Raw genomic sequence first — 12,685 nt, forward strand, 5'->3', positions numbered from 1 at the left:
AAACTATGTCACTTAACAATAGCTGAGCTAGCAATTTGAGCCAGAGCCACCATTTAGATAATGCATAAAGTTTTTATAAACAAACTCTTTAAATACTTTTATTCTCATTGGTTGATGTTTATCTCGTAAAAAGACCAAATAGAATGGCGTTGCCTTAGGGTGCCAATGCTTAAAAACAGGGATCAAGGTGCCGTCATTTAACTCCGAATTACAGTAAACTTCTGGAACTCGGATTATGCCATTACCACGCAATGCAGAATACACCATTACTTTGCCATTTTTGCACTCAAGATCACCTTGGACGATTACCTCTTGCTTCTCATTTGTATGCTCACTTAATAGAGTCCATGTATTCAATGAACCTGCTATACACTTGTGATTAATTAAATCTTTTGGGTTTAATGGTTCTCCATGCTTTTTAATGTACTCTGGGCTCGCATAAATGCCTATTGTAAGCTCAGTTAACTTTCTTGCGATTAATGATGAATCTGTTAAGTCTCCCATTCTGAATACAAAATCAAATTCGCCTGCTACTAAGTCGACTCTTCGACTACTAAAATCTAACACAACATTAATTTGTGGGTACTTCTGCATAAAATCAGTAACCATTGGGCCAATAACATTTTCACCAATGTACCCCCCGACACAATTTATTCTAATTTCACCTGATGTATGTGACGCAGTATCTGATGTTATATCTATAGCATATTCAATGCGCTCAAAAGCTTTTTTACATTTATCGTAAAAAAGCTCACCAGATGGTGTTAAATGTTGCGTACGCGTCGTCCTAACTAACAAACTGACACCTAGACCAGCCTCTAATTGAGATAGTTGTTTAGAAATTTGTGAGCGAGAGCACATTAATTTATTGGCTGCTTTTGTAAAGCTTCCCTCTTCGACCAAAATAAGAAAGCTATTGATATCAGCATAATTGATGTCTTTTTTCATGTTTTATACCCATTAAAATCAACTTAACCACATAGATTCGCTCAAATCTGTAAACAGTATTGTGAATTAATGACTATATATCATCAAATCTTTAATAAATAAAATAAGCTTCAGAAAAACATCATTAGAAATAGATAGTTAAAACTTAAATTCACCTAGAGGAGTAATAAATGAAAAAGTTAGTAGTGATTACTGGAGCAAGTTCAGGCATTGGTGAAGCTATTGCTAAGCACTTTAGCGAAGCCGGTTACCCACTCTTACTTGTTGCAAGACGAGTTGAAAAATTAAAGGCTTTGAATCTTCAAAATTGCATCTGTGAACAGGTAGATGTTACTGATAAAGAAGCGTTTTCTAATTCTATAGAAAAAGCTGAGGCACAATACGGCCCTGTTGAGTGCTTAATTAATAATGCAGGTGTCATGTTATTAGGCCAAATAGATACACAAGAGTCTACTGAATGGCAAAAAATGTTCGATGTTAATGTTTTAGCATTACTAAATGGTATGCAAGCTGTTTTACCTGCTATGAAAAAACGTAATAGTGGCACCATAATTAACGTTAGTTCAATAGCTGGTAAAAAGACATTTGCTAATCATGCAGCTTATTGCGGCTCAAAGTTCGCCGTATCAGCAATTACAGAAAATGTTCGAGAAGAAGTGGCCGACTTTGGGGTACGCGTAACAAGTATTTGCCCTGGTGCCGTTGAGACAGAATTGCTTGGCCACACAATATCTGACGATATTAAAGCAGGTTACAACGAATGGAAAAAAGCTATGGGTGGAGTACTAATTGCTGATGATATCGCTCGTGCTGCGCTATTTATTCAAGAGCAACCACAACATGTGTGTGTTCGTGAATTACAGATTGCTCCTACCCGTCAACAACCTTAATCTAGCAATAACCTAAAAGTTTAATGTACGCCAATTCACTCATTGAGTAATAAAACTAAACATCCCATCGACAAGGGCTCAAGTTGATGGGGTGATCATCATTGCGTAATTTTCATTTTAAACGAATCAATCAACTAAACTAAAAGTAAAATCGGTAAGTGTTCGAAAACCTATAACTAGCCCTAATCAGAAAAATAATCTCGCTCAAGGTGAGAAAAATTAATGTTAGATCATTTAATTCCATCAAAATTATAAAACACTTTATGCTCTATGACTGGCTAAAGTTAACGTTCTGTATACATAAGCTAGCCTATAAACATTCATTTATTAATGTGTTTGTTATAGAGACTTTTCAGGTAAGTCACTTATTTTGTATATCACTCTTGGTCCCATACAAAATGTTATTAAACCATCATCTCTTTTCGGAAACTTATAATAAATGGCTATAGAAGCTTTAACTAGCATATTAGTAGCAAGCTGGAAAGTTGAAACTCTATAAGGTCTCAATTCTGGACTGTGTTCTAGATCTAATGGTTCATTAACAAATGTGGGAACAGTTAATACAGGTTGAACAAAATTGCTTTCAAACGAAATTTCAGCTCGAAAAGCTTGAGCGTCGCCGTAATCCAAAGGGTAGTAAACTTCTATATGCTATATCTCACCGTAAATACTTTGAGTTTTAAAAGCTGATAACCCACTCGTATTTTCAGTCGAACAAGCAAGGCTAAACAAGGGAGTTAATGAAAGTAAAAGTACTAGAAATCTCACTGTATCTCCTGAAAGTAAAAAGCCATTGCAAGAATTTGGTAAACACTATTTATCATTCAATTTGTTGGGGATATCAACATAAATTTCTTTAGATGACATATAGCTATAAGCTTACTTTAATAAAAACTTAAACTCTCCATCGAGATTCAAGCCAAGACGTTAGAAGAAAGAATTATTAAGAAAACGTCAAAACTTTTTAATTTCACAAAACCTTCCATGATTTATAATTCTCACCTAAATGGGGCAAAAAATGCTTCGCTAAAATACTCAATAAAGGAGCGTAGGCAAAGTTTTTACTACCTCTTTAGGTAGCTTGTTATGTTACTGACGATAATAAAACAAAGAATAGCTTTATTAAAATCCCCGTTATCGACACAAAAACAAAAGCTTCACCTAGCTTGTTGTAATACGCGCGTGCTTTATTTAAACCAACACCTTTGTCCTTGGCTCTCCTGTAATATATTTTGGCTAAACCAAAATCAATTTTTAACAACTTCTTTGTTGGAGCAAAGTAAATATACAATCCGCCAATTCCAAAGCCTAAAAGAACAATATAATCCATAACAATTTCTTCATAATACTCTATTCAGCGACTGCTTGATGTTTGGCTTATATGTGAAGCTGAGCGACCCATCACCAGAGTTATAACACTCACTCCAAAGCCTACCAATGGCAAGCTTTAAAAATTGCGCCATCCCAGTTTCCTTAAATCACCACTACTCCGTGAAAACATGACGCCAACCGTTAAAAATATCTTACTGCAACGGTTGTTATGTGCGATTACTCAAAACTTACTGAGCTAATTTTAGGCTCTGACTCTAGTTTCGATTTTAAATACAATACACATTCATCAGTCTGAGATATTTTTGCTTTTCCAAAGAGCTTCTCAATGAAAGTACGGCTTTTATCTATTTGTAAAACCCACTCGAGTTCTGACTTTGGATCATTCCCTTCTTCAAAATAAGTAGATGCACCAAGCATGTATTGACGTCCCTTCCAATCAATATAGCTATACCAACCCCAATCCTCTGCATCTGGTTCAGTAACGCCAAAGTCAGGTTCAATTTCAGATTTAAACCACTTTAAAAGTGATTCACCAAAAATCGGATTAATTGGATTTGTTCGCTCTTTTGAAACGTCAAACTTTGTACTTTTAAAACTTATAGCAATATGCACGATTCTCACCAATACAACGAACTAATAACCGGGTCTAAATTAAAAGGCTTATATGAGCAACGAAGGAGTTCATGCTAACCATTTCACGTCCTTTCGAGTAACAATGATGTGCACTTATTTACTGTAGCTAAACCTAGATCTATATTTGCAACTATATACCCATACTCTTTCTTCGTTAAATTGTTAGACTTATATTGCTGCTTAGCTAGTTCGTGTGTCCAAGCCTTTTCACACGGAGCTAAGGGAATAGCTGTATCAATTGATAAAAGATATTCTTCTTTTATCGCTCCGCCTTTTTTGACAATACTTTTAGCACAAAGGCTTAAAGCATATTCAACAGCAAATTTATCGACACTTGGCATACCAATAAACTCTACGTCACAAGCAAGCTTTTCATTACCTTCAGTATCAACATAATTAAGCTGACCTGAAGTAGTACAGCCTAAGCTAAAGAAAACTATAACGAGCAATAACATATATTTGATGTTCACTTTATTCCCTTTAAATAAATTTTTATGTTTTGACTTTAGCCAAACCTTGCTCCGTTAGCCTATACACAGTGCTGTAATACTCATTGAAAGCTATATAAGAAACATATTTTAGAGATTTCTATACTAATCACTTAAGACATAACTACATCATAGAAATGTAATAATGTTAGCTAAAATCACTGAGGGACGAACATCTAGCCAATATTTAGACGCCCTAATTCTTTTTCACTTTGCTAGTTTCCAATTACCCGTGATGACGCCGGATATGTTTGATTAAACCTAATTGGTTAAATTCAAGTGAAACAATATTGGTTTTATTGTACTCGATAGTTTTGTCTAAATGAGCAGGCTTAACTTTACCTGATTCAGTCATTTTTACAAAAACTACGTCAGCGCCAACCATAATCTCATTTATTTCTATTGAACTATAGATAACTTCATCATTTAGCTTACTTATCAAATCCTTACGGAGTTTTGATTTATCTGAATAAACAAATTTAAATTTGACGTGTTCATCAATGAAATCATCAGCTAGTAACGAAATAAAGTAGTCTATTTCTTGAGTGGTTGTGTTTGGCTGTTGACGTGCATTTTTTGCCGCTACAAATGCTTTAGCTTTCTCAATTAATTGCTCTGAAGTGAATTGGTCATTTGCATTACTGGTAAAAGAAAAGAGAAAACAAATTAACACTAATATAGATTTTTTCACGAACTTTCCTTGTATGCCTAACATTATGGTATTTATACGACACGTTGTTTGCGTTGCATAATAGTTTGTTGAGCTGAGTTGCTACATGCTCGGTTAGTTAAGTGGGTGTTGTTTATGCTACAGCTCCCTGTAATGCTCAGCGCTTATAATGTATCCATTACACATAAATTTGACTAGATTAACAATTTTATTTTCACGCTTAAATTTTCATTTCTTTGAACTAAAACTATATATATACAGCCATTAGTTCAATGGCTCGCATAATCAAGAAACGACCCAATCGCTCGTTTTATACAGTTAAAAAGCTAGCACTACTAGATTTTTATAACACTAGCAATTAGTTAACAAGTTTGTTAAAAATAAACCAATAAGAAAAACGCGCAATTTGCTCGCTATAAACATGTTATGTGACTCAAGGATGACGAAGAATGCATTTGCCTTTAAAAGATTTGGAAAAGGAACATTCAATACCGGAAGTATGGAAAGACTCCATTTGCAAAGTGGTTATTCAATTAACCAAAGATAATTTCGAACTCCACAATGTCTCGGAATACATCACTCTTCAATCTAGTGATTTGGCCGAGTTTAATAGAGAAAATGTTCTTGAATATGGTTGTTGTCTAAAGGCGTTATCTACTGAATGTTGGGATCGTTCATGCTATCAATGGCAAGGTGATTATTGGGATTTAATCATCGATTTATGTACTGTAGAAGAAGGCGTTAGTGATCTCGTTCTGAAAGGTCGAATTTATCCCATAGTTTCAGGCTATAAATATGAGTTTGGCATGGTATATGTTCCGTAGTTTTATTAGGCCGTCACATAACAAACGCATTAACACTCGCTTTGCTCGCTAGGGACAAATATAAGTAGGCTCCCCTCGCGTTGCTCGGTAGTTTAGCCTACGTATATTTGCCCGTTATGCGGGCGTTATAAGCCCTTTGGAGTTTAGTGAATGAAGTCAGTCTGGGCATTCAACAAAAACAATGTAGGCTTTTCTAGCGGTGTCTTTAGTGAACTCGATTTAGCTGAAAGTTGGATAAAAGAAAACTCATTGACTGGCGTTCTTACCAAATACTCTCTTGATCAAGGTGTATTTGACTGGGCTGTAGAAAATGATGTGCATAATATTAAGCCTGAAAAATTAGCTGAAAAAAGTAAGCAACCTAACTTTGTTGGTGGTTTTACTACGGCTAGTCAAGAGCACTATCATTACGAAAATGGCGTTCGTGCATAGGACTTATAACAAGGCAATTATGATGGGACGCAAAAAGCTTGGCTCGCGTCATTTCGTTCCTAATTTTAGCCAACTACTTTTTGCCGCTTATCTCGGCGTTAGCTATATGGTGTAATCGAATGAGAGTTTTAGTCTATTTTTTATTGGTTGGTTTAATAGCTTGTAGTAATAATTATCAAGTTTCCACAATCAATTATAAGAATTTAACAAAATCTCAAACTTTTACATTAACGAGTACATGTGGAGATAAAGTTATAGCTATTAAGATAGAAGGCTATGGAAACTCTACCGGTTCTTCCGTTATACATTTGATGCTAAACGGTGAAGCGTATGAATCTGAAAATCTAGATGGTGAGTTCAGATTTAAATGGTCTGGTGACTGGTACAGCGAAAAAGCTATTATTCGTTACATTGCAAACTCGGATAGCATAACTAATTTAACTTTGAGCTACAGAATGGAATGTGTATAGCTAACAAATAAATTAATCAATGGACGCAAAACAGTTGGATTTACTCACTGTTTTCATTTATTAGCCAATAATTACCTCCTAAACGGGGCATTATATACCTATAAAAAATATGGATATTGAACTACTATATGCTGCGAAAGCGGCTCACAAAAATTCGTTATATCATCGAGATTCTTTGCGAAATAGCAACAAATGTGGTTGTTTCTATTGCCTCGATATATTCGATTACAAAAATATCGTATATTGGACAGATGATGGGGATACAGCTCTTTGTCCAACTTGTGACATAGATTCAGTCATTGGCGATGATTCTGGTTATCCTGTTACAGAAGAGTTCTTATCAGCTATGCAACAAATCTGGTTCAGTGCGCAATGAGTACGGGCGCAAAACGCATGGCTTGTATTCCATCGTCGTATATTATAGCCAAGTTTTAGTTGCCGCTTAGTGTGGCGTTAGCTTTGTGAGAGAATTGTTTGCACCCTGTCGAGTTAACTTTCTATAGATTAGTATCCAGAGAAATCGAAATAAATGACTTCGAGAATTGGGTGTACACGGAAACTACACTCGAACAAACCTTAAACTCTGATGATTATCTCGAAATCATTTCAATAAACTACAAAACGCCTTCCAGTTTATATGAAGCCCAAAAAGTGCTCTCAAAGTATTATTCTATGGGTAAATATTATGAATGGAGTATTCGCAACATCCTCCATAAAATAATTGCTAAGCCGCACGATGTGGATAAATATATCGAGCAATGTTATGACTTATATTGCGAAGGATTTGGTTTCATGGATAACCTTGGGTTAGGTTACGGTCTTGGTTTAACTTGTCCAGATGGTTTTAATGATAAAGTTGATGAATTCTACCCTCACATTGCTGAAGAAGCTGAAAGAGTAATATTGTGGCTAGATACAAGAAAGATAGTAATAACGGGGCATAGTGGTGAGTATCAGGGTATCGAATACGATGATAATCGAAGCCCAAATGAAAAAGAGCCAACAGGTTATAAAATACAAAAATCAAAAAAGTGATGGCAGTTTTGGTTCTAAGTACAGCTAACAATCACACCAAGTGATGGGACTGTTAAAGCTTGGCTCGGTTTCGCTACTATTCTAATTTTTAGACAAACATTATCACCCCCTTTACAGGGCAAAGGTTTATTAATGAGATGGTATCTCACACTATTCATCATTGCAGCGCTTGCGGGTTGTGAAAAAAACACTTTACCTTCTGGGCTAAAGATGGAGAAATCTAAGGTTTTAACTTCTTCGCTTGGGCATAAGGCATATATTGTTGAAACAAGTTCTGTGAGTGGTGATGTTACTCAAGTATTTCTTGATTTTGCTGACGGCACTTGTGGTGCGGGAGTCATAGCTTCTTACCAATTGAATGCTGAGTTCAAGCTGACTTGGTTGAGTGGGAATGAATTACAGATTAAGAAAACTAAGCCTCTTGAAGTTCAATATAATGCTTCGTGGCCATTATTACGCTGTTCTAATCACGTGGTTAAAGTTAGCGTCGTAGAGTTCGAAGCTAACAATAAAATTTAAAATGAAAAAATACTGGCTGGCGTTTATTCTTCACGCAGTGTAGCAAACAAGTAGTTGCCCATTTATTTAGTAGTTAGATAAGCGGTTTGTATCTATTCTGAGAGTTTAATTGTTAGGTTTAAACATCAATTGAGAGACAGCAACTAGCAAATTCACCATCCGAAGTGCCAATTTTCCCGAGGTTCCGCGATGAGCCAATTACTGACCATCAAGCATAACTCGTTTTTGCCCCAAAATGAGTTAGGGTAAACCCTCTAATGGCTGCTTTTAGCGAAGCAGACATTCAACGTATTTAATTCAATTCTCGTTATGCAGTTTAAGTGGATCCTCGTTAAAATTTTCATAAATATTTAAGTTACTAATTTACAGGCTATTTTTTATGCGTGTTCTCGTAATGTAATTCTCTTCATTCTCGAATAAGTAAATTCTCGGTTATAGCGTAGCCTCAACAATTGTAAATCCTTTTAGCTATGTGTAAGTTATTAATAATTTGATTATTAAAAACCGTATTTTGATAATTCTGGAAATTAACACATAGAGTGTTAACGGGAATTCTCGGTAATACGCTGTTATAACCCCTGTAGTATCAGTTGAACACCATGACTATTTGCAAGAAATGTAACTCCAAAATATTCCCGAAAGCTGTTCGTCCTGGTAAGTATGTTGCGTACTTTTGTCCTGTATGTGGTATTCAGCAGAAGCGATTTGGATTAAACGAACTATATATTTTGGTTGTTTGTATTTTTCATCTATGGGCAATTGCGTTTTTCAATTATCACTTTAATTCTGGCAACATAACTTGGTCACCAATTATGTTGGGTTTAATTGGGGTTTCAGTTTGTGCATTTTTAACTTTATTGTTTAGTTTGTTTAAAATAATTACCAATAATGGTGGGAACTGGAAAATTATCAATATTATGTCTTTTTCAGTATTTTCAGGGGCAATAATTCTTGCAGCATCACAGGTGTGGGGGTTATAACAAGGCAATAATGGATGGGATGCTTAAAGCTTGGCTGGCGCTCATTCTTCGCTAAGTGTAACCAAGCAAAATCCGCCCATTATTCGGGCGTTACAGAATAAATACTATAACTCATTTATGTACATTAACGAGTGAGTAAATTGCAAAACTTGCGCATTGCTTCTGCCCCAAGACGTGTTAAGGCGAATTTTAAAAGAGCGAACATCGGCCGTTCACAATTGCTTTTCTATTTCGTCAAAGTCTATTGCTCGCATAGTCAAGAAAACGACCCAATCGCTCGTTTTTATCCTGAGGTAAAAGCGAGAACTCCTAAATTTTAATAACACTGGCAATTAGTTAGCAAGTTTGTTAAAAATAATCTAATAAGAAAAACGAGCTACGTTGTGGTAGAAAAACGCGCGATTAGCTCGCTATTAACATGTTAGGTTTCTAGGGAAAGTATGAAGATAAAGCCAATTTCTGAAGAATATTTTTATCACGATGGTCGAGGCCCAGAGTTACAAAATGTTCGTTGGAAGCGAAACGGAGTAGTCCTATTAGGTTTTGAGTATTTCAACCCTGACGATGCTTATGTTCCCGAAAACCTCAAGCATTTGACGCTAGAAAATGTCGAAGCTTTCTCTATGTCTAGTGATGAAGTGCACGGAAATATAGTTGCGAACGGAGACACTAACGCAGCGGTTCACGAGATATTAGATTCAGACTGGTTGGCATCATTTAATCAATCGCACTTATCCAAATGCAAGCATTATCAAATTATGTTTTACGACGAGATTTATGATGTTGTATGTGAGAGTTTGATATTTGGAAATGGTAAAATCGAAACCTAACAAGTTACTAAAAAGGACGCAAAACGCTTGGCTTGCGCTCCTTCGTCGCTAATTTTTGCCAAGCATTTGTGCGCCTATTAGTAAGGCGTTATACACCTAGGGATATTTGAGCATGAAGCTAATCATTATTTCACTTTTTACAATTACTTTATTGGGCTGTGCTGCTGCGGGCGTACCCTATACCAGTGATCCAATGAAAAAATTAAATTACGCCTATGAATTGATGAATACTGAAGATCGGGGGCTAGCTGCTGAAAGGCTTGGGCTTGAAGCCCTCGCTGATTTAGAAAAATCTAATAATTTGTATGGGGTAGCTGAGGCGCATACCTTTTTAGGGCTGTATTACAAAAGTAGAAGTTATAGATACCACAAAGATTTTTATACAAAACAAAACGAGTATGACCCGACAGCAGGTAAATCCATTGAACACTTTAAACTCGCAGCTGAAGCATTTGAAAAAGATGGGGATTACTGGGGCGTATCGAAGGCTCTATTTGCAATGGGCAATGCATTCTTAACGGACAATGATAAAGTTAATGGCTGCAATAAGTTTTCCGAGTCACTGGAAATCTATAGAAGTGACAAAAATGTATTTGTTGGTCGCGTCCATCCTCATAATCCAGCTTTTGAATCATATGAGGCAATGGTGGAAGGGTTTATCACAAAACACTGTGCAAACGGTGTATAACAAGCAAATTAAGAAGGACACCAAGGCCAACGCTTCTTTTTGCTCCTGGCTTCGCCAAGTGTGGCGCAAAAAGATCGCATTGTCTTGGTGCCACTTATTTGAGCGTTATCAATCAGGTCCTAGGATTTAGTTAAATGGAATTTTTTGAAGAAGTAATATATGAAATGTACGGTTTTACTTTACCGGAGTATCTTTTTTACGCCTTAGATGCCCTCGTAATCTGTGCTTGCTTCATCGCTTTGCTAGTAAGTTCAATTAAGTTAAATCGCCGCATTAACTCCAAAGATTCTCGTCTGCTTGCCTATTCTTGCTTAGCTGTGCTGGTTCTAAGTATCCTATCCGGTGTCGTATCAGAGTATAGCTATCAGCAAAACGATACTTTGTCTTTAATTGAATTGTTACTGGTTTACTCCCCATCAGTAGCTGTCGTATTAGTTACGATTAGTCTTCTTCGAGTATTAAAAAGCTTAAGTGGTGGCTTAAACAATGACTGCTAACAAAAAAATTATGTCGCCCGCAGGCTGGCTAGGACACAAACAGTCAGGCGGCTTCTCCATTGTAGCCTGCCTCTTTGTGCCCCATATTTAGGCGTTAGGTTCCCTATGAAGCACATATATTTGCTGCTCATATCTTTATTAATTGGGTGCAGTTCAAGCCCTCAAATTGAAAGTTTTGAACTGCACTATCAAGATGTCTTTGAGACATACGACTATTATAAACAAGAATACAAAAAGCAATTGTGCGGTGATAGTGGCAAATACTCAGAGAAATTAGGGCTTTCTACAATTCAAATTGAGAGAATTATTCACGAAGCAGATAAAATAAACTTTTACCAATTACCTGACTCAATTGAACACAGAAAAAAAGTGGCACCAGAGTCATCTGAGGATATAGAAAGAATAGAGATTTGTACTCCTTGCCCAACTAAAACTTTATATCTAAAAATTGGTGATGACAGTCATACTGTATCTTGGTCTTGCAACTGCTCAAATTTCATAGAGCCTACGCCAAAATTATTAAAAGCACTCGTGGAATCTGTAGAAGATTAAATCAGGCATCTCCAGCTTATAAAAAAGCACCTGAAAGCTTTAGTGGTTTGCGGTAATCTAAAAGCTGTTCAACAGGACCCAATAATGTTTAGCTTTACAAGGATAGATCATGCATAAATTCATATTGTTTTTCATTTCATTATTTCTCTCTAGCCAGCTATTAGCTGAGACCGAAGATAGTGAATACTTTGTTTTTGTTGGCAAGAAAATTAGCCTGACTCCTGTTACACCAAAACTCAAAGAAAATAAAAGTTCATTTGATAGTAAATTTCTTGCAAAATATCAGATCATAAAACCCTATAAGGGCTCATACCATGGTGCAGAAATAGAATTTACGGTATTTGATCACTACGGTGTTCCCCAATTTTCAGAATACGACCACGTTCTTCTTTATGTCGTATTACATGATGGAAAGTATTACCATTCAAAATACCAATTTACTCCCGTATATAAAACAAAATCAGGTGTTTGGGCTGGTGCATACGCTGCCTATGATTACACTCATTCAAATAATGCGAACACTACAATTAAACCTGTTAAAATTGATTTTTACTCACCAGTAGAGTTTGATATTTCTGGTTATGAAAAAGAAGAAGTTGAAGTGTGGTTTCCACAGCCTTACTACAACATTAGTGGTAACAGAGCTACAGCGGTTTATGGCAATTATTTGAATGAGCTATTTTTTCTAAAGCAACAAGGGGTTTTAAAAGCACGTGGCGATTTCCAGCAGATGTAAAGCTAACAAGGCCATCAAAACAACACTCCTCTACGTTCCGCTACAGTCGGCCCTTTATGGCGGCGTTACCAATGCCCTTCGTTAATACAGAGCCGTCCTTCTGCTCTAACTCATTTATGAGCAAAAACAATTTTAGCCAACAGCCTGCTTGTCCCGTATAT

At 36.2% G+C, this 12,685-nt stretch carries 16 protein-coding genes; 11 read left to right on the plus strand and 5 right to left on the minus strand.

Annotated elements, in window-relative coordinates:
* Positions 1-27: 27 nt before the first annotated feature.
* On the minus strand, positions 28-948 hold the full coding sequence (locus NO991_RS06870; RefSeq protein ID WP_235376565.1) for a LysR family transcriptional regulator: 921 nt from the start codon (positions 946-948) through the stop codon (positions 28-30).
* A 170-nt stretch (positions 949-1,118) separates the two neighbouring features.
* Between NO991_RS06870 and NO991_RS06875 the strand changes: the two genes are divergently transcribed.
* On the plus strand, positions 1,119-1,838 hold the full coding sequence (locus NO991_RS06875) for an SDR family oxidoreductase (RefSeq protein ID WP_371351832.1): 720 nt from the start codon (positions 1,119-1,121) through the stop codon (positions 1,836-1,838).
* Between the two features lie 1,084 nt (positions 1,839-2,922).
* Here the strand turns inward: NO991_RS06875 and NO991_RS06880 are convergent.
* From NO991_RS06880 to NO991_RS06895, 4 genes are all read right to left on the minus strand, one after another.
* Positions 2,923-3,168 carry a hypothetical protein gene (locus NO991_RS06880; protein ID WP_371351833.1) on the minus strand — a complete coding sequence of 82 codons (246 nt, stop codon included), beginning with the start codon at positions 3,166-3,168 and terminating at the stop codon, positions 2,923-2,925.
* A gap of 218 nt (positions 3,169-3,386) precedes the next feature.
* Entirely contained in the window at positions 3,387-3,782 is a 396-nt protein-coding gene (locus tag NO991_RS06885) for a hypothetical protein (protein ID WP_371351834.1), read from the minus strand.
* Between the two features lie 83 nt (positions 3,783-3,865).
* Complete coding sequence (locus tag NO991_RS06890; protein WP_166339302.1) at positions 3,866-4,273, minus strand: hypothetical protein; 408 nt, start codon at positions 4,271-4,273, stop codon at positions 3,866-3,868.
* Positions 4,274-4,517: 244 nt separating this feature from the next.
* Positions 4,518-4,982, minus strand: a complete 465-nt coding sequence (locus NO991_RS06895; protein WP_054554689.1) for a hypothetical protein — start codon at positions 4,980-4,982, stop codon at positions 4,518-4,520.
* Positions 4,983-5,410: 428 nt separating this feature from the next.
* Between NO991_RS06895 and NO991_RS06900 the strand changes: the two genes are divergently transcribed.
* The 10 genes from NO991_RS06900 (at position 5,411) to NO991_RS06945 (ending at position 12,524) form a co-directional block, all read left to right on the plus strand.
* A complete protein-coding gene (locus NO991_RS06900) occupies positions 5,411-5,785 on the plus strand; it encodes a hypothetical protein (RefSeq protein WP_371351835.1) in 375 nt (124 codons plus the stop codon).
* 150 nt (positions 5,786-5,935) lie between these two features.
* The gene (locus NO991_RS06905) at positions 5,936-6,217 is read left to right on the plus strand and encodes a hypothetical protein (protein ID WP_371351836.1); all 282 of its coding nucleotides are present in this window, start codon (positions 5,936-5,938) and stop codon (positions 6,215-6,217) included.
* Between the two features lie 119 nt (positions 6,218-6,336).
* Positions 6,337-6,687: a hypothetical protein gene (locus tag NO991_RS06910; RefSeq protein WP_371351837.1), complete on the plus strand. Its 351-nt coding sequence runs from the start codon at positions 6,337-6,339 to the stop codon at positions 6,685-6,687.
* Positions 6,688-7,233: 546 nt separating this feature from the next.
* Complete coding sequence (locus NO991_RS06915; protein WP_371351838.1) at positions 7,234-7,722, plus strand: hypothetical protein; 489 nt, start codon at positions 7,234-7,236, stop codon at positions 7,720-7,722.
* Between the two features lie 132 nt (positions 7,723-7,854).
* The gene (locus NO991_RS06920) at positions 7,855-8,241 is read left to right on the plus strand and encodes a hypothetical protein (protein WP_371351839.1); all 387 of its coding nucleotides are present in this window, start codon (positions 7,855-7,857) and stop codon (positions 8,239-8,241) included.
* A gap of 1,420 nt (positions 8,242-9,661) precedes the next feature.
* A complete protein-coding gene (locus NO991_RS06925) occupies positions 9,662-10,051 on the plus strand; it encodes a hypothetical protein (protein ID WP_209328482.1) in 390 nt (129 codons plus the stop codon).
* Between the two features lie 112 nt (positions 10,052-10,163).
* The gene (locus NO991_RS06930; protein ID WP_371351840.1) at positions 10,164-10,739 is read left to right on the plus strand and encodes a hypothetical protein; all 576 of its coding nucleotides are present in this window, start codon (positions 10,164-10,166) and stop codon (positions 10,737-10,739) included.
* Between the two features lie 134 nt (positions 10,740-10,873).
* Positions 10,874-11,236 (plus strand): hypothetical protein, encoded by a 363-nt coding sequence (locus tag NO991_RS06935; RefSeq protein WP_371351841.1) that lies wholly within the window; start codon positions 10,874-10,876, stop codon positions 11,234-11,236.
* Between the two features lie 105 nt (positions 11,237-11,341).
* Positions 11,342-11,788: a hypothetical protein gene (locus NO991_RS06940; protein WP_371351842.1), complete on the plus strand. Its 447-nt coding sequence runs from the start codon at positions 11,342-11,344 to the stop codon at positions 11,786-11,788.
* 109 nt (positions 11,789-11,897) lie between these two features.
* The gene (locus NO991_RS06945) at positions 11,898-12,524 is read left to right on the plus strand and encodes a hypothetical protein (protein ID WP_371351843.1); all 627 of its coding nucleotides are present in this window, start codon (positions 11,898-11,900) and stop codon (positions 12,522-12,524) included.
* Positions 12,525-12,685 lie beyond the last annotated feature (161 nt).

Source organism: Pseudoalteromonas sp. DY56-GL22, from assembly GCF_041414715.1.
Classification (GTDB): Bacteria; Pseudomonadota; Gammaproteobacteria; order Enterobacterales; family Alteromonadaceae; genus Pseudoalteromonas; species Pseudoalteromonas simplex.

What these genes read in the sequence shown, in the direction of transcription:
- NO991_RS06870 (WP_235376565.1), bottom strand. Translation starts at nt 948, where the DNA reads ATGAAAAAAGACATCAATTATGCTGATATCAATAGCTTTCTTATTTTG.
- NO991_RS06940 (WP_371351842.1), top strand. Translation starts at nt 11,342, where the DNA reads ATGAAGCACATATATTTGCTGCTCATATCTTTATTAATTGGGTGCAGT.
- NO991_RS06905 (WP_371351836.1), top strand. Translation starts at nt 5,936, where the DNA reads ATGAAGTCAGTCTGGGCATTCAACAAAAACAATGTAGGCTTTTCTAGC.
- NO991_RS06945 (WP_371351843.1), top strand. Translation starts at nt 11,898, where the DNA reads ATGCATAAATTCATATTGTTTTTCATTTCATTATTTCTCTCTAGCCAG.
- NO991_RS06925 (WP_209328482.1), top strand. Translation starts at nt 9,662, where the DNA reads ATGAAGATAAAGCCAATTTCTGAAGAATATTTTTATCACGATGGTCGA.
- NO991_RS06900 (WP_371351835.1), top strand. Translation starts at nt 5,411, where the DNA reads ATGCATTTGCCTTTAAAAGATTTGGAAAAGGAACATTCAATACCGGAA.
- NO991_RS06935 (WP_371351841.1), top strand. Translation starts at nt 10,874, where the DNA reads ATGGAATTTTTTGAAGAAGTAATATATGAAATGTACGGTTTTACTTTA.
- NO991_RS06910 (WP_371351837.1), top strand. Translation starts at nt 6,337, where the DNA reads ATGAGAGTTTTAGTCTATTTTTTATTGGTTGGTTTAATAGCTTGTAGT.
- NO991_RS06875 (WP_371351832.1), top strand. Translation starts at nt 1,119, where the DNA reads ATGAAAAAGTTAGTAGTGATTACTGGAGCAAGTTCAGGCATTGGTGAA.
- NO991_RS06920 (WP_371351839.1), top strand. Translation starts at nt 7,855, where the DNA reads ATGAGATGGTATCTCACACTATTCATCATTGCAGCGCTTGCGGGTTGT.
- NO991_RS06930 (WP_371351840.1), top strand. Translation starts at nt 10,164, where the DNA reads ATGAAGCTAATCATTATTTCACTTTTTACAATTACTTTATTGGGCTGT.
- NO991_RS06880 (WP_371351833.1), bottom strand. Translation starts at nt 3,168, where the DNA reads ATGGATTATATTGTTCTTTTAGGCTTTGGAATTGGCGGATTGTATATT.